The sequence below is a fragment of the Bacillus sp. RE35 genome, from assembly GCF_052146655.1.
In the GTDB taxonomy this organism is placed as follows: Bacteria; Bacillota; Bacilli; order Bacillales; family Bacillaceae_G; genus Bacillus_A; species Bacillus_A cereus.
In genome coordinates this window covers 5,135,051-5,152,941 of record NZ_CP197377.1, presented here as the reverse complement: position 1 = coordinate 5,152,941, position 17,891 = coordinate 5,135,051, and the positions used below count along the sequence as shown (strand labels likewise).

Here is a 17,891-nt window from a genome sequence, read left to right as displayed (position 1 = left end):
GAAACAACGTTTTTTTATCTTGGAGGTAGGCAGAAATGAAAAGGCTATCATTTCAAATTCTTATGTTTGTCATTTGTATGATTGTTTCTCTTGTTTTGTTTTATGTTATGGAGAAGCAAATCTATAATCGAATCAACATTGTAAATGATAAACAAGCCGTTTTACAAAGGGTGAATGAATCTCTTCCAATTGAAGTGAAAGTAAGACATGAAAAGTGGGGAGAAATTGTTGTAACGGATGAAGTTCGTTTGCATACGATTGTTTCATTCTTTGACCGAATTCGAATAGAGCCTGAGGACGTTAAGAGCCAAGAACAAGTATTTACTGGAGAAGTAACGTACTTGAATGGACATAAGCGTACTTTTGCAGTAGGTGACTTGTTCCAGTATGGGGAAAATGTATACGGAAAGAATGGCATGGATCCGATGATTTCAGCACTTCAAACGTATTTATTAAGCCTGTATTACACGCCAGAGCGTATTAGTGATTTCTTTGCTTCAGCAAAGGATGTCGTAGTACGTCAAGGTGATGTGGTACGTACTATCAATCTTACGCACATACTTGATTCTATTCGATACGCAAAGCAAATTACAGATTACGGAGAAATTCAGAAGTTATTACAATCGCAGAATGAACCGATTGCTTATATTACAGCTTATAAAACAGGTAAGCGTGTAAAGAATGATCGTGAAGATATTCTTACGATTTCTGTGTATCCATCGTACTTTGTTGTGCAATATCTCGGTGATAATAACGGAAATGTCATGTATATGAAAAGCTCTCTAGCAGAGTTATTCGTAAAGGAGAATGCGTCATGAGAAAGATAGCCTTTTTCTTCTTTTTGCTAGTAATTGGAGGAGCGATGTCTAGTTGCTCTCGAGATACAACCTCTATTAAATATAGTAAAAATGGTCTCCCTATTTTGGATGATCGTCATATTGTTGCGTATGTAGCGGCTCGTGAGGAAGTTGGTGAAGCGTTACTTTCATCATTTTGTAAGCCGCGCGGATGTACGTATGAATTTATTCGTCTTTCAACAGAAGAACTTCTTCGTAGAGTGGAAGAAGAAGCCGGAAATCCGAAGGCGGATATTATTATTGGCGGTACAGTAGATGCGCATCAAATGATGAAGCAAAAAAATCTTTCTATTCCTGTGATAAGCCAACATGCAAATCGTATTTCAAAAACTGTTAAAGATAAAGATGGTTATTGGTACGGTTATGAAGTGGAGAAGCTGGCAATTGCGATTAATAAAGAGCGGTGGAACGAGGAAATAGCGCCGCTCGGTCTCTCGTATCCGTTAAGATGGAAAGATTTATTGAATCCAGTATATAAAGGAAAGATTGTCATGCCCGATCCAAATGTTTCAGGTACAGCATATACGTTTTTTCAATCACTTATTGATATGTTAGGTGAAGAGGAAGCGAAGGGATATGTGAAGAATCTGGCGGAACAAGTTGGAGAAGTAACAGTGAATGGTTACATCCCAGCAGAACTTGTTGCGAGCGGTGAATATATGATAGGCATCAACTTTATGGGAGATCAGAGAATGCTTCAAAAACAAGGCTTTCCGATTTTAAGTAACGAACCTGAGCAAACAGGGTTATCTGTTAATGCGATTTCGAAACTAAAACGTGCACCGAGTGGTATTATTGCGGATTTATTTATTGATTATTGTTTATCAGAAGAAGCGGGGCATATTTTAGAAAAAGTGTCGTTTGGCGTACCAACGATGTTTGCGAAGAATGAGAAAGAAATAGAAGGACAGCCGGTTAGAAGAACAAACCAAAATATATCAAATAGCGGAATAATCGAGATATGGAATAGACAGCGTCTCTCTCTGAAGTGAGAAAAGGAGACGAAAATATATGTTTAAATGGCTCAAGCCAGCACCTGCAATTGAAAGATTGCCAGCGGATATGATTGATCGTGTATATCGATTACTACGTATTCGTGTGTTAATCGGGATTTCAGTTGGATATGCTGCTTATTATTTAGTTCGTAGTAACTTTACGTTATCAAGTACGTATTTAGTACAAGAGTATGGTTTTAGCACAGCTGAAATTGGTCTACTAGGTTCAGTAATGGCAATTGTTTATGGATTTAGTAAGTTCTTTATGGGGAATTTATCAGATAAAGCTTTCGCCCAGCGCTTTATCGCAGTCGGTTTATTCTTATCAGGGCTTGTAAATATTTGTTTCGGCTTTGCATCATCATTTGGGATGATTGTTACATTACTTGTTGTTAACGGTATTGTACAAGGTATGGGAGCACCACCTTGTAGTATTGTTATGACGAAATGGTTCTCGAAGAAAGAACGTGGTACGAAAACAGGTCTTTGGAATATTTCACATAACGTTGGTGGAATGCTTGTGCCACCACTTGTCGGAATTGGTGTAGGTATTTTCGGTGAAAATCATTGGCAAGGCGGCGTGTTTATTTTTCCTGCGATTATCGCAATGGTAATTGCAGTTCTTGTTTGGATCAATGCGAAGGATACACCAGAATCTGAAGGTCTTCCTCCAATTGATGAGTATCGTAATGACTATGAAAATCTTGAAAAAGCAGATAATGCTAACAAGATGTCACCAAAAGAAATTTTAATGAAGTATGTAGTGAAAAATAAATTTGTATGGTTCTTATGTATTGCGAATGCTTTTGTTTATTTAATTCGTTTCGGTGTTATTAACTGGGTTCCACTTTATTTAACGACAGTTAAAGGATTTTCAAAAGCAGAAGCGCATGCGGCATATGCAATCTTTGAAGGTATGGCAATTCCAAGTTCATTAATCGTTGGTTTTTTAAGTGATAAATTATTTAAAGGAAAACGTATGCCATTATGTATTATTAGTATGGTTGGAGTTGTTATTGGTACGTTTATATATTGGCAAGCAACTAGCGTACTTGTTGTAAGTATTGCAGTTTCTATTATCGGTTGTTTAATTTATGTACCACAGTTCTTAATCGGTTTAAGTGCGATGGAATTAGTACCGAAATTTGCAGTAGGTACGACAGTTGGTATGTGTGGTCTATTTGGTTATGTAGGCGGAAGTCTTGTAGCTAACGCAGCAATTGGTGTTATTGTTGATAGTTCTGGCTGGGATGGTTGTTTCATCTTACTATTAACAGGAGCGGTTTTATCAACAATCTTCTTATTTATTGTTCAACGTGGACATGAGAGAAAAGATCCTAAAGCGGCGTAATATTTTGTTTGAAAAGCTATCCAATTGTGATTGGATAGCTTTTATATTAGAAAAAACAAACAGTATGTAAAATTGCAGTTTAATATGTAAAAGACTTTTGTTACTTAATATAATTTTTTTAGATTCCATAAACCAAATAGATACATGGTTGTACCGAAAAATCCGCCGGCGCAGCCCCAAAGCATAACATCAAATAAAGAAATAGAGATTTCTTCTGAACCTACATAGGGAAGGATATAATTCATAAAAACAAACATTTGAAAGCCCCAAAGCACACCTGCTTTTAAGCCAGCTTTTCTTAATTTTTTCTTGTGTTGTAAATATTCTTCTTTTGTTGCACATTCAGTATCACTTAAACCTTTTTTCTTGAATTTAAAGACTAAATAATTAGCATAAATCATATTAGATAGAAAAATGAATATTGTTCCTATAGATATTGTGTGGTTCATAGTATCAACAAGTAACATAATAAGCATTACCAACATATTTAGCCACCATAAACCAATTCCAGCTACAGATAATTCTTTATTGATTTCTTGTTTTTGATATTCATCTCTCTCACTCAGTGTTCCAACAAAACTATTATAAACTCTTTCTTTCCATTCAATTTTCATCATTTAATCTCCCTCCCAAAATAGACTGTTTAAATCTGTTTTTAGTGCTTTTGCTAATTCGATACATAAGGCTAAAGAAGGGTTATATTTATTATTTTCAATTAAATTTATTGTCTGTCTCGCCACGTTAACTTTTTTAGCTAACTCTAGCTGCGATAGCCCTTCAGATTTTCGATATTGTTTAACGTTATTCAAATATAACCCTCCCATTTATGGTTGTAGACCTCGTGTACCAAAATGTCATTTATATGTGACATTTTATAATTGAATAGATGAAATGTCAAATATATATGACAAAATAGCGATGGTGCAATTAGGAAAATGATTTTAATGATTCATTTTGGCAAGAAGTTTGTTAATAAAGAATGGCTTCTATTCAATTAAAATTGCTCTTTTTCCTTTCCTTAAATCTATCTTAAAAGATATAATGTCATATTTCTAATCATTGGAATTTTTGTTACAATATAAATGGATGTGTAAAACTTTGTAAAAAGATTGTAATAATATGTATTTTGTTTTCAGAAAGTTTTATACAATTCTTATATTAAATTATTAAGTTATAAAAAAGGAGCGGTAATATGTTACCAAATACGGTTCGTACTCCAAACAAGAAGAAGAAATGGATTATTATTGGGGTTATTGCACTAATTGTTATTGTAGCGGCAATTAATATTTTTGTTATGCAAGGTAAGAAGAAGGGTGCATCAACAAATGCTGATGCTGTAAGTTTTGAGAAAGTGACAGAGCGTAAGCTGAATAATACGAAGTTAATTTCTGGTCAGGTGAAGCCTGGTAATATTGAAAGTTTTTATGCAGATCCGGCCAAAGGAAAAGTGAAAGATATTGAGGTAAAAGAAGGGCAAGAGGTAGAGAAAGGCACGAAGTTATTCTCTTATGATAATGAAGAGATTAACCTTCAAATGAAGCAAGCTGAGCTTGATCAGAAGATGGCGGATATGCGTTATGATCAAGGAAAAAAGAAGATTGATTCGTTAAAGAAAGAAATTAAGAAGGCGAAAGATAACGGAGCTGGGAAAGAAGTAACAGATCCGATGGAAGAGCAAGTAAACGAGTTAGAGATAGGACAAAAAACAATTGACCTTGAGAAAGAAAAAGGAAAGTTGCAGAAAGAAGAGTTAAGTAAGAAGCAGAAAGAACTTACGATTTATAGCAATTTCGCTGGTGTTGTTCAAAAGTTAGATAAAGATGCGGCACAAAGTTCATCTCAAGCGTTAGGTGGTCAAGGAAAAGCGTTTTTACAAGTAGCTTCTAAAGATCCATTCCAAGTTCAAGGTACGTTAACTGAGCTTCAGAAGTCACAAATTCAAAAGGATCAAACATTCACTGTAACTGCGAAAGCAAATAATAAGAAGAAGTGGACAGGTAAGATTACAGAGGTAAGTGAGTTCCCAACAAGTGCAGAGATGGCGCAAGCTGGCGGCATGGGTGAAGCAACTCAAAATATGTCCCAATATACATATAAAGCTAGCCTTGATAGTCAAGATGGTTTATCTCCAGGTTATCATGTTTCATTGCAAGTAAACTTAGAGAATAAGAAGATGATTGCTGTCCCAAGTAAGAGCATTGTAGCAAAAGGCGATGATGCATTTGTTTATGTCGAGGATAAAGGGAAGCTTCGTAAACAAAATGTGAAAAAAGGTTCTACTGATGGGGACTGGACAGAGGTTGTAGAAGGCGTAACAGTGGGGCAAAAGGTGGTTAAAAATCCTTCCGACGATGTGTATGACGGAATGGAAGTGAAAGAGAAATGATTACGTTAAATCATATTGCTAAAACGTATTATCAAGGAAAGTTGGCAGTGCCGATTTTACACGGTATTAGTTTAACGATTCAGAGCGGTGAGTTCGTTTCGATTATGGGACCGTCTGGTTCTGGTAAATCAACGCTTATGAATATTATCGGTTGTTTAGATCGTCCAACAGAAGGCGAATATATGCTGAATGACGTGAATATCTTAACAGCAGACGAGTCAAAGCTTGCTTTAATTCGTAATGAATATATTGGCTTTGTATTCCAGCATTTTAATTTACTACCTCGTCTTTCCGCAGTGGAAAATGTTGAGCTTCCGCTCGTATATGGTGGCGTGAAGAAAGCGGAGCGTCGCAAGCGTGCTTTGGAGGCGTTAGGTAAAGTTGGATTGGCAGATCGCGTGCATCATTTACCAAATGAGTTATCAGGTGGACAGAAGCAGCGTGTAGCGATTGCAAGAGCGATTGCAAATAATCCAACGTTCATTATGGCTGATGAACCGACTGGTGCACTTGATACGAAGTCTGGTGAGCAAGTTATGGATATTTTCACGAAGCTTAATGCAGAAGGTACGACGATTGTTATGGTTACGCATGAAGAGGAAGTAGCAGCGTATTCTTCCCGCCGCATTGTACTGCGAGACGGGAAAGTTACAGAAGATAGAAGGTGTGCGGTATGAGTTTACTAGATAGTATAAAAATTGCCCTATCTTCTATTTTAGCTCATAAATTACGTTCAGCTCTTACGATGCTCGGTATTATTATCGGGGTAGGTTCGATTATTACAGTCGTTGCAATTGGGCAAGGCGGAGAAGCGATGCTGAAGTCGAAATTCGCAGGTTCTGGTGGTAATAACCTTATGCCAATTCAATTTAAACCAGATATTAATGATGAGTTTGCTATAGGTGGATTTGAAATGCCGAAGTTAACGGAAGAGGATATTTTGGAAGTAAAACAAGTGAAAGATGTTTCACATGTTATTACGACAAACCAGACGACAGAGGTGCTTGATGTAAATGATAAAAAAGCAAATTTGAATGTTATTGGTCTTGATAATGAATATTTTGCGGTTAATAAAGTAAAGGTCGTAAAGGGACGTACTTTAAATGAATCAGATATTTCTCATGCAAATAACGTTGTGATGATTAGTACAAAAACAGAAGAGACGTTATTTAAGGGTGTAAATCCAGTAGGACAAATTATTGAGATGAAAGGACAACCGATGCAAATTGTCGGTGTGTATACATCTGATAATGAATTTATGGGATTTGAAATGGAAGAAGCGTTAATCCCTCTTACGTTATGGCCTGTTTTATACGGAACAGATGAAATTCAAAGTATCGCAATTCAAGCTAAAAATGTAGACGATTTAGAAGCAGCAGGGAAACAAGCTGTTGATGTATTAAATAGCCGTAAGCCAAGTGAAATTCCGGGTAAATATGAACTGGTTAATTTAAAAGAATTCCAAGAAAATGTTTCTAAAGTTACTAACATTATGACAATGATCATCGGTGGTATCGCTGGTATTTCATTAGTCGTTGGTGGTATCGGTGTTATGAACATCATGCTTGTATCTGTAACGGAGCGTACGCGCGAAATTGGGATACGTAAAGCGCTTGGAGCAACGCGTAGTAAAATTTTATTACAGTTTTTAATTGAAGCCGTTATGTTAACACTTCTAGGTGGTTTAATCGGAATTGGTCTTGGGTATGGCGGAGCATATATCGTTTCTACATTCGCAAAATGGCCGCCACTCGTTTCATGGGAAGTTGTCGTTGGAGGCGTATTGTTCTCGATGACACTCGGTATTATTTTTGGATTAATTCCAGCAAATAAAGCTGCGAAATTAGATCCAATTGAAGCATTGCGTTATGAGTAATTAATAGTGTAGTAGAACTACACATTACCGTTCTAGTGGGCGGTTCGTAGCCTCTATATGAGGAAGTGAACCGCCCACTAGAACGGGTTATATAAATAGAAGGAGGCGTTATAATGGAAGCAAATATTAATACGCAAGATGTAGGTGCGAAGAAGCCATCATTATTAGGAATGATTACTTCTCCAGGTGAGCAGTTTGAGAGAATGAAGACGAAAAGTCCGGTTTGGGGGGCATTTGTCTTATTTGTTATATTAGGAACGATTATAGCAACAGCAGTGTCTTACTTAACATTAATTAGTACTCCAGAATTGGCAAAAGAATTAAATGGTGAAGCAGGGGCAATGGTAAAAGGATTTACCCTTGGTGGAGGCGCACTTGTTGGTCTATTAGGAACACCTATAGGTCTCTTTATTGCGGCAGGTTTTTATAAAATTATTATGATGTTTATGAGCAATGATACACCATACATGAAAATATTATCGATTTACTTATATGCTAATCTTGTTTATTATATCGGCGGATTGTTAAATGCAGGATTAGGCTTTATTTTTGATGGAAATGGCACTGATGTTTATACAAGTTTAGCTCCTTTATTTGAACAAGGGACAGTAGCACATGGAATTGCCTCTTCAATTGAAATTTTTAATATTTGGAGCCTCATTCTAACAGGACTAGGCTTACACATTGTAGCTGGTTTAAGTAAGAAACAAGCTACGATTTTAATTGTAATCTTCTTTATCCTAACAATTGCATTAGGCGTTGTAAGAGGTTTAGTAAGCGGCTTTGGTGCATAACATATTATTTTAAAAAGGTGACTCTTCAAGAGAGTCACCTTTTTTATTTTTACCCTTACTTCAAATACCACCAACAGAATTTCAAATTCTACATAGTGTAATTTCAGATTCCGTCGGTAGTATTTGAAATGACTCACAGTGAAATCTTTTCTTTATTTTTATATTGTGAAGGTACCGCGGAATACTAGAAAGGTATACCTTTTAGAAACGGGTACTGTGTGAAGCCAGCGACTTTTAAAGAGGCAGTTGTTTTGTATGAAGGGATGATTGTAAATCAAATAAAGAAATTAGGTATTCGTAAAGATTATGAAGAGTATTATCAATGTGGTTTAATCGGTCTTTGGCATGCGTATGAAAGATTTGATGAAAAGAAGGGGTATTTCCCTGCATATGCAGTTGTAACGGTGCGTGGTTATATATTAGAGAGATTGAAGAAAGAGTTCGCAGTGCAGGAGAGATGTGTATGTGTAGGTGAGTATGAGGATATCTTTCATTTTGAGGATGTTGAAATAAGAGTGAAGGATTTTATGAGCGTGTTAGATGAGAAGGAGAAGTATATTATTTTTGAACGTTTTTTTGTAGGGAAGACGATGGGAGAAATCGCTTTAGAGACGGAAATGACATATTATCAAGTAAGATGGATGTATCGGCAAGCACTCGAGAAAATGCGAGATAGTGTAAAAGGATAAAAATAGAATGGAAGGTAAGGTAAGGAAATACTACCTTCCATTCCATTTGTTATTAAGGTGATGAATCTTGCATGTTCATTTGGGATAATACATATCCAGCTTTCCATAATTGCTGGCTTAACTTATGGGGACTAATTTGTATCGTTACGGTAGCTCCATTTGAAAAATGAATTTTAGCTTGTTTAGCTTTTTTGAAAAACTCTATTGTATGAACATGTTTGAAGAAAAGCCAAATGCAATTTGGAGAAGCAGGAGATTCTGTTGGGAAAGCACAAATATATTCTCTATGATTGATCGGAATTGGAACGTTTTGTTTGAATTTAAATTTTGTTTTTACGGCATTACGTCTCCCTTGATAAGTAGAATGAATATTTGTTAGACAAGATTTCTGTATAAGTTGGAGAGCAGTTTGACAGGAGTAAAGATGGTTCCCGCTACTGTCGATAATTTTTGTGCGGTAATAAGGGTGTTTACATGGTTCAAGCATCATTGTAGAACTAGAAATAAAAATGTTGTTTTCATTATCCATAATTCTATATCCTCCCTTATAATTTTCATTCCGAATATAATTATATATAAATTAAGTAAATTTACCGTTAATATTCTATTTCATATTGTAAATTTTGGCTATTCGTTTACAATCAATAGGTGATAGTCTTTCTAATTTGCATCGCTTGTACATATATATGAAAATAGAAAAGAGTAGGCGGTGATATAGTATGAAGAAAAAGTATATTATTATGGCTTTAGTTGTCGTTCTCCTAGTATATTTAGCAAACAGTAATCCGAGTAAGGGCGAATATACAGAATGGGCAGCGAAGCAGTTTATGAAGCGTAATGATGTGAGTAAGAAGCTAGATGAAGTTCAAAAAGAGAATGAAGAGGGTCTCCTTGGCGACTTGGCATCGGCCGGTAAAAAGTTAGCGAAAAAGTATGTTGAGCCACAAGTTGGGTTATTAATTGATCATTATACGAAGCGAAATGATTATATATTCTTCTCAACATATACGACTGAGTTTGATATAGGTGAAGAACATTATAAGTACGTATGCGTCGGTTTCTCAAAGATTTTTATTCCGATTGAAATGCCGAAGAAAAAAGACGAATCTGCAAAATGATGCAGATTCGTCTTTTTCATTTTATAGAGTAATTGGAACTTCAGATACATTTTTTTCTACAAGGCGAGCTCCCTTTTTTCGTGTATTTTCATCAATGGATGAAAATACAGATGAGGCGAGGATTGTATCCATTACTTGATTTACGACTTGTGCATCGATTGGTGTGATGGGCGTATCGATAGAAAAAACGACTGTTTTTCCATCTTCTTTTGCGAAAATCAACTCTAGTACTTGCATGTTATTATTCCCTCCTTTGTATTTATCAAGCTATTTATGGGATTTGGGTCTGCCGGTTAAATTGCGGTCTAATAATCAGCGGGGATGATTAAAATCCCCACTGATCCGAGTTTTACTTTATAGTTTAGAAAGATCTGATGTGCTTACAAGTTGTACAGCGTGAAGTGGTGATGCTTGTAAGGAAGCTAGAGCATGAGCTACGTTGTGTACTTGATCTAAGCTCGCATTTGTTTTAACACGTTTAAATTGTTTGCTCTTGAAAACTGTTTTGCCGTTCTTATCTAATCCGTTATTTAAGACAAGACGTAAAGTTAAATCCATTACGATTGTTTCAATTGCCATGTGTATCACCTCCTTTCACTTTATAAATAGGGTACAAATGTCATGTTTTGGCGTGAAATTTTTTCTTTTTTTTGGTACCCTTAAAAGATTAAGAGAGGAGAATTCTGGATAATGAATCGTAAATGGTTATTTTGGATTCCTGTATTACTATGGATGGGGCTGATTTTCTATTCTTCGGCACAACCATATAAAAAGCAGGATATGCGTTCAGATATTGAACAATATGTAAATGTTGAATTTGTGAAAGAGCATTTTTCATGGGTATCTATTGATTATGGTGGAGGAACCCCTGTTAGTATTGCGAATAAAGGTGTAGGCGGATTTATTGAGTTTTTCCTTCGTAAAGGTGCTCATTTTATGGTGTTCTTTATGCTAGGTTCATTGATTTATTACGCTTTTCATCGATCAGGTCATTCGAGGAAAAGATGTTTTATATATGCCCTTCTTTTCGTTGCGGGTTATGCAACATTTGATGAAATTCACCAATGGTATACGGGAGACCGCACACCAATGTGGCAAGATTCATTGCTTGATACGTGCGGCGGATTAACGGGAATTATAATAAGTAATTGGTTTTGGAATAGAAAAAAGCGCTAATCTCATTTGAGATTAGCGCCTTTTTTTGCGAGTAGTAAAACTCCACTTAACTGGCTTGATTCAAGTTTCACTTTATACACCAAGTAATTCTTTTAGTTCGTCTGTTGATAGTTCAGTCATCCAGCTATCGCTTGTGATGACCGCATTGTTTAGAGATTGTTTTCTTTCTAGCATTTCATCAATTTTTTCTTCTAATGTTCCTGTTGTAATAAGTTTGTGAACATGAACAAATCGTTTTTGACCAATGCGATATGCGCGGTCTGTTGCTTGATTTTCCACAGCTGGATTCCACCAACGGTCGTAGTGAATGACATGGTTGGCAGCGGTTAAGTTTAATCCTGTTCCGCCAGCTTTTAAGGATAAGATGAAAATGTCATACGTTCCGTTTTGGAACTCCTCAATCATCTTGTCGCGATCTTTTTTCGGCACACTACCGTTTAAGAAGAGGACACGCTGGCCGAATTTTTCTTCTAGCACACGTTTTAGCATGTTCCCCATGCCGATGTATTGAGTGAAGATGAGGCAACTTTCATTTTGATCTTTTATATTTTCGATGAGCTCCATTAACGTTTTTGTTTTCATAGAGCGTTCAACGATATTTTGTGGCTCTTCTTCTTTTAAATAAAGAGCTGGATGATTACAAATTTGTTTTAGCTTGTTCAGCATAAGTAATATAAAGCCGCGTCTTTCAATTCCACTTAATCCTTCGACATTTTGCAGTGTATCTTGAACAAGTTGTTCATATAAGGAAGCTTGTTCACCAGTAAGGGGGCAGTAAGCTTTTTGTTCTTGTTTATCTGGTAAATTTAATGCGACCGTTTGATCTTTCTTCGTTCGGCGCAGTAAAAATGGTGAGATAAACCGTTGAACTTGCTGGATTTTTCCTTCATCACGATCTTTTTCAATCGGTGTGACGAAGCGACGTTGGAATTGCCCTAAGCTTCCGAGATATCCATGATTAATAAAGTCGAAAATGGACCAAAGTTCAGCAAGGCGATTTTCCATCGGCGTACCAGTTAAAGCGATTTTGTGATTTGCTTGTAAGTTTCGTACTGCTTTCGACTGTTTCGTATGTGGGTTCTTAATATTTTGTGCTTCATCCAAAATAACAGCATCCCAGCATAATGAAGTTAGTTCTTCCTCATCGAGTTGAGCCAATGCATAAGATGTTAATACAACATCTGCTGATTGAAGGAAATCTTCAAAAGAATTGCCCTTATCTCTATTACTTCCGTAATGTAATTGAACACGTAAATTCGGTGCGAAACGCTCAAATTCTTTTTGCCAATTTCCAAGAACAGATGTCGGCGCTACGATTAATGCAGGGCCTGTTTTGAGATTATTTTCTTTTATATATAGTAAGTAAGAGATTGTTTGAATACTTTTCCCGAGTCCCATATCGTCAGCTAGCAATGCTCCAAATCCAAGCTTTCGTAAATATAACAACCATTCAATGCCGTGTTGTTGATACGGACGAAGTGTTGCGTTTAGTGAAGCAGGGACATCTACTTTTGGAATATCTCCAATATGAAGTAGCTTTTGGAATAGTTCCTCATAATATCCATCTAGTTCGATTTCAATATCAGTAAACGGACTATCATCTTCTACAATTTCTGTTTCAGCCGTATTTGATAAATGTTGTTGCAAAACATCTTTCATCTCTAGTCCGTATTTATCGGCACGGTTCATGAGTTTCCTTACTTCTTCGATAAAGGCTGGATCTAGTCGCATCCATTGACCGTTTATATTAAATAGACGTTTGTTTTGTTCAACGAGTTCGAAAAATTCGCTTTCTGATAAGTCAATGCCATTCGTAGAAATGCGCCAGTCAAAATTAACGAGCGTATTCATACCGAAGAACGATTGTGTTTGTACTGTATTTTGCTTCAGTTGAACACGTAATTTCGGTTTTGTTGCTTTTAAATTTTGCCACCATGATGGTAGTAAAATTGTAATGCCGGCTGCAAGTAATTCATTGCTTGCTTCTGTTAAGAAGTTCCAAGCTTCTGTTTCAAAGAGCTCATTTCGGAATGTATCTCCTTCTTTTAACCACGGTATGAGCTTACTAAAACCTTCTTGTGTTTCTGTAATCCGTTCTTCGTAATCGTGCCATCTTTTCGGTAAGGAATCGATGTTTTCGTATACATATATGCGATGCGCCCCGCGCTTTGGTGTCACGATTGTTTCAAGCTTCCACATTTCAAATTCTTCTTGTGGTTCTTGCAGTCTTAGCCCGATTGTAAACGGAAGATCATCTTCAATATAACCAATTTTTCGAAGCCAATCTTCTTCATGTAGTGCTGTTTCCAATTGTCTTTTCGTAAAGTCGTAATGTTCATATAGTCTTTTAGCATCTTCCCAGCCGTCATTTGAACGATTATCTTGTAATATGCTTTCATTAACTGCTGCTGAGAAAAGAGATGCTAATGTGTCATCTTCAATTGGCGTATTTTGAACTTTCCAAGATGGTTGTTTGGGCCAGTGCTCTATATCTGGTACGAAGCTACCACTCGTAAAGGCATCCCATAATTCATTTGCATCTTTTGTAAGTGCTGTAATAGGGCCGTTCAGTTGAATATGTGCAAAGGAATTCATCGGTTTGTTTGCAATGTATTCAAAGGCTTGTGCATTTGTTAGCAGCACACCTTGTTTTCCTTCGAAGGTTGCTTCTTTTAGAAACGTACCGTAGAAAGAAGTGGAGTGCCATGTGAATGCATTTCGTTTCCAACTTGTTACGGATAATGGAGTACCGCTGTCATCTTCTCCCCAAAGGAACCAACCTTGACTAACATGCTGGAGCCTAATTGTTACTTCAGTTTGATTGATCATCGATTAATTTTCCTTTCCGTAATTCCTCTTGTAGTGCACGTAGACGTGAATGGAGATTGGCGATGTGAATAATGAAAGCATCCCATTCATCGGTGCGTTTTAATCGTTTATATAATGTACGTAATTTCTTTAAGTAACGAACTGCGCGTCTATATGATTTACGATTTCGTTCTTCAATTGCTTCTACAGCAGCAAGATGATAAAGAGGAAGTGCTGCTTCTGGCGCTTCTTTTTCAATATCTTTCAGTGGTTCTTTTAACAGTTCAATTGCTTCAAATCCATATAAGAGATGGAGCTCTGCCCATGTACGATACTGTTTTTTCGCGAGTACGTACTGTTCATAGTTTGTGAAACTATACGGTAATAGTTCTTGTAAAATCATTTCAAAACCAGCTTGTTCATTTGTATGTGTTGCATATGTTTCATACATGATTACAAATAGCCGAACGATATCTTTTATGAAAATCGTATTTTCATGATCTTGGATCGTTTTCTTTACTTGTTTATACGTAAAGGAAAGCCAGTTTTTCGCACGATCCCACTGCATGGCACTTAATAGTTCTTCTAACCAATAGAAGTATAGACTCACAACAGAAGCAGGTTGTTTCTTTAGTAAGTCCATCGCTAGTAGATCTTCTTCATTTAAAAAGAGAAGGTGAGAAGACGCTAACGCTTTAGATAGTGGATTAATTTTCGTATCGATTCGTTTTTCTTCCTCTTGTATTTTCTCTTTATTGTTTAAAAGTTCACTCCATATGTGGCGATAAATGAAAAATCGCTCTTGCGTATAAGCGTCGGTAGAGAAGAATACTTCATGAACGAGACGAGCTGTTTCTTGCAAAATTATTTCAGATTCTGAAGGAATCGCTTCTGATTGTAAGTCCCGAACGATGGATTCCACTTTATCTACAAATAGGCGAACGACATTAACAGGTTGGTGATAAGAATACGTTTTGTTTGCTTCGAACGCCTGGATTTCTTCTAATAATTTTTGAAAGCAGTAAAGTGCTGCATGTAACCTGAATAATTCATGTATGGCGATGACGCGCGGAGCTTTCCGCTCAAGTTTCGTATAGAAATCTGTAAAGATACTCATAAGAAAATACATTTGTTTATAAGTAAGGCGAGCTTGTTCTTTTTTAAATGATTCATATTCTTTTTCAAAATACGATTCCCAACTTTTATAATCCGTTTCTTCAAAAGCTGATGATTGCAATACTTGTCTTGCAGTTCGAATAGGAGGAAGGGAAGGTTTCGTATTATTTTTAAATAAAGTTAATACATCTCCTACTTGCCCGAAACTAGACGCTGCAGATAGTAATACGGCGAGCATATGCTCACATTGTGTTGGTGCGAAGCAATCACAATAACTTTCAGCTACATTACGAATCGGAATATGAACGCTATATACGTTGCCTTCCGCATCTACAGTTCCTGATAGTGTATAACCATCAAAGTCAACGTTGTAGACAACACCACTACGATATAGGTGCCGAGCTGTAGCGACATGTTCCTGATCAGCCGTTTGCTGTGGATCTAGTCCTTGAACGAACTCATTCGCAATCATCATAATTTCATCTTTCGTAATTGAGTGTTGCAGCATAATATTCCTCCGTACACATATTTCTTTCCTTTACCATTATAAACAAAAAATGCTCAAAACAGAAAAAATGAAATTTGGATTACATAACTTGAAAATCATGGTAATATATAAAATGTTAATTTCATATATTAATATATATGTATAGGAGGAGAAATGATTTGTCAGATTTACAGACGAAGTTAGGTAGTGGAATGAATAAGTTACAAGAAGGAATAGAACAAGGGAAAATGAAGTTGCAAGTTGCACAAGAAATTGCTCAATTGAAAAAGGGAATGCAAGTGCAAATGCAGAAAAAAGCAGAGGTTCTATTAGAGGTTGGACAGCAAGTGTATGTTCAATTAAGAGGAAGTGGAGTAAATGAAGTGAGCTTAAAAGAAATGATTGCTCCAGTTCAAGAATTTGATGTAGCTATTTATCAAGCAAGAAAGCGCATTGTTGAATTGCAAAAACAACAAGGTGAAAAAGCTACATGTGAATGTGGTGGACCTTTATCAATAAATGATAAGTTTTGTGGTTCGTGTGGAAAGCCTAACCCGATGTTAACAGTAGAAAATGAAGGTGAAACGGTAAATTGTATTTCATGTAATGAGCATATCGATAAAAACTCTACTTACTGTCCAGTTTGTGGAATTAAGCAAAGTGGGGAGTGAATTAAATGTATTGTCGCACATGTGGAAAACAACATGGTGAAGAAGTAAATTATTGCCCAAATGAAGGTAGTATGGAGATTGCAGGAGCTATAGATGCAGTAACATTAGAAAAAGATACTGCAAAATACTGCAGAGGTTGTGGCAGTGAAAATGCTCAAAAAAATTTATATTGTCAAAAGTGTGGGTATTCTTTATCTGTTGTGAAGAAAAAAGAACAAACTGTAAAATTGCCTACAATGGATGGTGCTCCTAAAGTTGAATTTAAAGCAGATAAAGCCGTTTTACAAAAAGGTTTTATTGGTGGGGCTGTTGCAAGTATTCTCATGTTAATTGCTGGTTGGATTGGTAGTTTATTATTTGCCTCTATGTTAAGTGAGATGTTTAGCAAATTTGCGAAAGAATTAGAAATGTTGCCAAGTTTTTATTCGAGTGCAACTTCTACGATGTTAAGTTACCATTTACTTGGTTTTACAGCTAACGATGATAGTGGATTGATATTTTCTTTATCTTGGCATACTCCATTTACATTATTATTAATCATTCCATTTATTATTTTCGCTGGTACAGGAATTTGGTTAGGGAAACAGCATGTTGCGAAAACGATTAAAGATCAAATCTTTATGGCAGCAACAGTTGGTATTATTTATGGAGTCTTTTTATTCATTATAAGTTTTATAGCATCACAATCTTTTGCAATCCCATTCTCAGAAGCAGGTAAGATTACGGTTGGCTATTCAGCGATGAAGAGTTTATTGAGTGGTTTTGTATGTGGGACATTATTTACCTTATTAGGATTTATTGCTCATACAAGCAAAAACAATATGGCAGCAGCATTTCAAGAGTTAATGCCATATGGAGCGTCTGTTTATTACGGTGTTTCGGCTATGATAAAAGGACTTTTAGTAACAGCAGTAGCGGTTTGTATTATGGCGTTAGTAAGTAAGGAAGACGGTATTGAACCATTAAAAGAAATAACAACTTTAAAATCTGAAAGTACATTATTAGCATTAGAGTTAACACCTCAATTATGGAGTATGGCTCATTTTGCGCCGTTAGAAGTATCAAGTCCAGCACTTAGTAAGGAATTTACTAGAATTGGTAAGAAATCAAATGCATATGAGAGCACACTATCGTTTTCATTTATATCAGGCGTCTCTGTAAATGGCGTAGAGCTTAGAGAGATATTGATTTCAAAAGGAGCAAATGAGGGAAGCCTTGCAGAATTTGATAAAGTGAATAACGTATTCCATTACGGTTTATTACTGCTTATTATTCCATTGTTCTTTATGTTTAGAGCGGGAAGAAAGTTAGCTAAATTACCGACTGCCAATATATATATTACATTAGCGGTATGCAGTGGTTCTTACACAATTATGATGATTGTAATGAATATGATTTCTAAGTTCCAAATTAATGTTTCAGGAACGGTAACAAGTTTATTTGGAACAAGTGGAACGGTATTATCTATGCAAAATTCATTTATATATTTAACTTTGTTTAGCTTGATTGTGACATATGTAGCAGCATTTGCTGGAATGAAATTAGCTAAAAAATAGGAGGAGAGCAC

At 36.2% G+C, this 17,891-nt stretch carries 19 protein-coding genes; 12 read left to right on the top strand and 7 right to left on the bottom strand.

What is annotated here, in order from left to right; genetic code table 11:
- Positions 1–35: 35 nt before the first annotated feature.
- The 3 genes from ACTL4X_RS26410 to ACTL4X_RS26400 are packed head-to-tail and all read left to right on the top strand — an operon-like array spanning position 36 to position 3,203.
- Positions 36–818 carry a DUF3919 family protein gene (locus ACTL4X_RS26410; RefSeq protein ID WP_075676741.1) on the top strand — a complete coding sequence of 261 codons (783 nt, stop codon included), beginning with the start codon at positions 36–38 and terminating at the stop codon, positions 816–818.
- Positions 815–1,849, top strand: coding sequence for an ABC transporter substrate-binding protein (locus ACTL4X_RS26405; protein WP_048655547.1), 1,035 nt, complete (start codon positions 815–817; stop codon positions 1,847–1,849). Before ACTL4X_RS26410 ends, ACTL4X_RS26405 begins: the two co-directional genes overlap by 4 nt.
- A gap of 19 nt (positions 1,850–1,868) precedes the next feature.
- Complete coding sequence (locus ACTL4X_RS26400) at positions 1,869–3,203, top strand: MFS transporter (protein ID WP_000477601.1); 1,335 nt, start codon at positions 1,869–1,871, stop codon at positions 3,201–3,203.
- A gap of 104 nt (positions 3,204–3,307) precedes the next feature.
- Here the strand turns inward: ACTL4X_RS26400 and ACTL4X_RS26395 are convergent, their stop codons facing one another.
- Positions 3,308–3,820: a DUF3278 domain-containing protein gene (locus ACTL4X_RS26395; protein WP_000975596.1), complete on the bottom strand. Its 513-nt coding sequence runs from the start codon at positions 3,818–3,820 to the stop codon at positions 3,308–3,310.
- Positions 3,821–4,012 carry a helix-turn-helix transcriptional regulator gene (locus ACTL4X_RS26390; RefSeq protein WP_001067016.1) on the bottom strand — a complete coding sequence of 64 codons (192 nt, stop codon included), beginning with the start codon at positions 4,010–4,012 and terminating at the stop codon, positions 3,821–3,823.
- Positions 4,013–4,395: 383 nt separating this feature from the next.
- Here ACTL4X_RS26390 and ACTL4X_RS26385 point away from each other — a divergent pair, with 383 nt between their 5' ends.
- From ACTL4X_RS26385 to ACTL4X_RS26365, 5 genes are all read left to right on the top strand, one after another.
- Positions 4,396–5,589, top strand: a complete 1,194-nt coding sequence (locus tag ACTL4X_RS26385) for an efflux RND transporter periplasmic adaptor subunit (RefSeq protein ID WP_063538122.1) — start codon at positions 4,396–4,398, stop codon at positions 5,587–5,589.
- The gene (locus ACTL4X_RS26380) at positions 5,586–6,266 is read left to right on the top strand and encodes an ABC transporter ATP-binding protein (RefSeq protein WP_000631603.1); all 681 of its coding nucleotides are present in this window, start codon (positions 5,586–5,588) and stop codon (positions 6,264–6,266) included. The genes ACTL4X_RS26385 and ACTL4X_RS26380 overlap by 4 nt, the downstream gene beginning before the upstream one ends.
- Positions 6,263–7,465: an ABC transporter permease gene (locus tag ACTL4X_RS26375; RefSeq protein WP_000054365.1), complete on the top strand. Its 1,203-nt coding sequence runs from the start codon at positions 6,263–6,265 to the stop codon at positions 7,463–7,465. The genes ACTL4X_RS26380 and ACTL4X_RS26375 overlap by 4 nt, the downstream gene beginning before the upstream one ends.
- Before the next feature lie 113 nt (positions 7,466–7,578).
- Entirely contained in the window at positions 7,579–8,259 is a 681-nt protein-coding gene (locus tag ACTL4X_RS26370) for a Yip1 family protein (RefSeq protein ID WP_000387924.1), read from the top strand.
- A gap of 218 nt (positions 8,260–8,477) precedes the next feature.
- Complete coding sequence (locus tag ACTL4X_RS26365) at positions 8,478–8,948, top strand: sigma-70 family RNA polymerase sigma factor (protein ID WP_002025078.1); 471 nt, start codon at positions 8,478–8,480, stop codon at positions 8,946–8,948.
- Between the two features lie 52 nt (positions 8,949–9,000).
- Here ACTL4X_RS26365 and ACTL4X_RS26360 read toward each other — a convergent pair whose 3' ends face one another.
- The gene (locus ACTL4X_RS26360) at positions 9,001–9,477 is read right to left on the bottom strand and encodes a competence protein ComK (protein ID WP_000368309.1); all 477 of its coding nucleotides are present in this window, start codon (positions 9,475–9,477) and stop codon (positions 9,001–9,003) included.
- Between the two features lie 190 nt (positions 9,478–9,667).
- On the opposite strand from ACTL4X_RS26360, the gene ACTL4X_RS26355 reads away from it, so the two are divergent.
- The gene (locus tag ACTL4X_RS26355) at positions 9,668–10,066 is read left to right on the top strand and encodes a DUF4359 domain-containing protein (protein WP_000731405.1); all 399 of its coding nucleotides are present in this window, start codon (positions 9,668–9,670) and stop codon (positions 10,064–10,066) included.
- Positions 10,067–10,087: 21 nt separating this feature from the next.
- On the opposite strand, the gene ACTL4X_RS26350 is transcribed toward ACTL4X_RS26355, so the two are convergent.
- On the bottom strand, positions 10,088–10,303 hold the full coding sequence (locus ACTL4X_RS26350; protein ID WP_001197593.1) for a DUF2922 domain-containing protein: 216 nt from the start codon (positions 10,301–10,303) through the stop codon (positions 10,088–10,090).
- Positions 10,304–10,420: 117 nt separating this feature from the next.
- The gene (locus ACTL4X_RS26345; protein ID WP_000963861.1) at positions 10,421–10,645 is read right to left on the bottom strand and encodes a DUF1659 domain-containing protein; all 225 of its coding nucleotides are present in this window, start codon (positions 10,643–10,645) and stop codon (positions 10,421–10,423) included.
- 111 nt (positions 10,646–10,756) lie between these two features.
- Between ACTL4X_RS26345 and ACTL4X_RS26340 the strand changes: the two genes are divergently transcribed.
- Positions 10,757–11,242 carry a VanZ family protein gene (locus ACTL4X_RS26340; RefSeq protein WP_001080707.1) on the top strand — a complete coding sequence of 162 codons (486 nt, stop codon included), beginning with the start codon at positions 10,757–10,759 and terminating at the stop codon, positions 11,240–11,242.
- Positions 11,243–11,314: 72 nt separating this feature from the next.
- Here the strand turns inward: ACTL4X_RS26340 and ACTL4X_RS26335 are convergent, their stop codons facing one another.
- Positions 11,315–14,071, bottom strand: coding sequence for a DEAD/DEAH box helicase (locus ACTL4X_RS26335; RefSeq protein WP_086404152.1), 2,757 nt, complete (start codon positions 14,069–14,071; stop codon positions 11,315–11,317).
- Positions 14,055–15,674, bottom strand: a complete 1,620-nt coding sequence (locus tag ACTL4X_RS26330) for an SWIM zinc finger family protein (RefSeq protein ID WP_000939139.1) — start codon at positions 15,672–15,674, stop codon at positions 14,055–14,057. Before ACTL4X_RS26330 ends, ACTL4X_RS26335 begins: the two co-directional genes overlap by 17 nt.
- A 158-nt stretch (positions 15,675–15,832) precedes the next feature.
- Between ACTL4X_RS26330 and ACTL4X_RS26325 the strand changes: the two genes are divergently transcribed.
- Positions 15,833–16,324, top strand: a complete 492-nt coding sequence (locus ACTL4X_RS26325) for a zinc ribbon domain-containing protein (protein ID WP_086402094.1) — start codon at positions 15,833–15,835, stop codon at positions 16,322–16,324.
- 5 nt (positions 16,325–16,329) lie between these two features.
- A complete protein-coding gene (locus ACTL4X_RS26320; protein WP_086402095.1) occupies positions 16,330–17,880 on the top strand; it encodes a zinc ribbon domain-containing protein in 1,551 nt (516 codons plus the stop codon).
- Positions 17,881–17,891 lie beyond the last annotated feature (11 nt).

What these genes read in the sequence shown, in the direction of transcription:
- ACTL4X_RS26410 (WP_075676741.1), top strand. Translation starts at nt 36, where the DNA reads ATGAAAAGGCTATCATTTCAAATTCTTATGTTTGTCATTTGTATGATT.
- ACTL4X_RS26405 (WP_048655547.1), top strand. Translation starts at nt 815, where the DNA reads ATGAGAAAGATAGCCTTTTTCTTCTTTTTGCTAGTAATTGGAGGAGCG.
- ACTL4X_RS26400 (WP_000477601.1), top strand. Translation starts at nt 1,869, where the DNA reads ATGTTTAAATGGCTCAAGCCAGCACCTGCAATTGAAAGATTGCCAGCG.
- ACTL4X_RS26395 (WP_000975596.1), bottom strand. Translation starts at nt 3,820, where the DNA reads ATGATGAAAATTGAATGGAAAGAAAGAGTTTATAATAGTTTTGTTGGA.
- ACTL4X_RS26385 (WP_063538122.1), top strand. Translation starts at nt 4,396, where the DNA reads ATGTTACCAAATACGGTTCGTACTCCAAACAAGAAGAAGAAATGGATT.
- ACTL4X_RS26380 (WP_000631603.1), top strand. Translation starts at nt 5,586, where the DNA reads ATGATTACGTTAAATCATATTGCTAAAACGTATTATCAAGGAAAGTTG.
- ACTL4X_RS26375 (WP_000054365.1), top strand. Translation starts at nt 6,263, where the DNA reads ATGAGTTTACTAGATAGTATAAAAATTGCCCTATCTTCTATTTTAGCT.
- ACTL4X_RS26370 (WP_000387924.1), top strand. Translation starts at nt 7,579, where the DNA reads ATGGAAGCAAATATTAATACGCAAGATGTAGGTGCGAAGAAGCCATCA.
- ACTL4X_RS26360 (WP_000368309.1), bottom strand. Translation starts at nt 9,477, where the DNA reads ATGGATAATGAAAACAACATTTTTATTTCTAGTTCTACAATGATGCTT.
- ACTL4X_RS26355 (WP_000731405.1), top strand. Translation starts at nt 9,668, where the DNA reads ATGAAGAAAAAGTATATTATTATGGCTTTAGTTGTCGTTCTCCTAGTA.
- ACTL4X_RS26350 (WP_001197593.1), bottom strand. Translation starts at nt 10,303, where the DNA reads ATGCAAGTACTAGAGTTGATTTTCGCAAAAGAAGATGGAAAAACAGTC.
- ACTL4X_RS26345 (WP_000963861.1), bottom strand. Translation starts at nt 10,645, where the DNA reads ATGGCAATTGAAACAATCGTAATGGATTTAACTTTACGTCTTGTCTTA.
- ACTL4X_RS26340 (WP_001080707.1), top strand. Translation starts at nt 10,757, where the DNA reads ATGAATCGTAAATGGTTATTTTGGATTCCTGTATTACTATGGATGGGG.
- ACTL4X_RS26335 (WP_086404152.1), bottom strand. Translation starts at nt 14,071, where the DNA reads ATGATCAATCAAACTGAAGTAACAATTAGGCTCCAGCATGTTAGTCAA.
- ACTL4X_RS26330 (WP_000939139.1), bottom strand. Translation starts at nt 15,674, where the DNA reads ATGCTGCAACACTCAATTACGAAAGATGAAATTATGATGATTGCGAAT.
- ACTL4X_RS26320 (WP_086402095.1), top strand. Translation starts at nt 16,330, where the DNA reads ATGTATTGTCGCACATGTGGAAAACAACATGGTGAAGAAGTAAATTAT.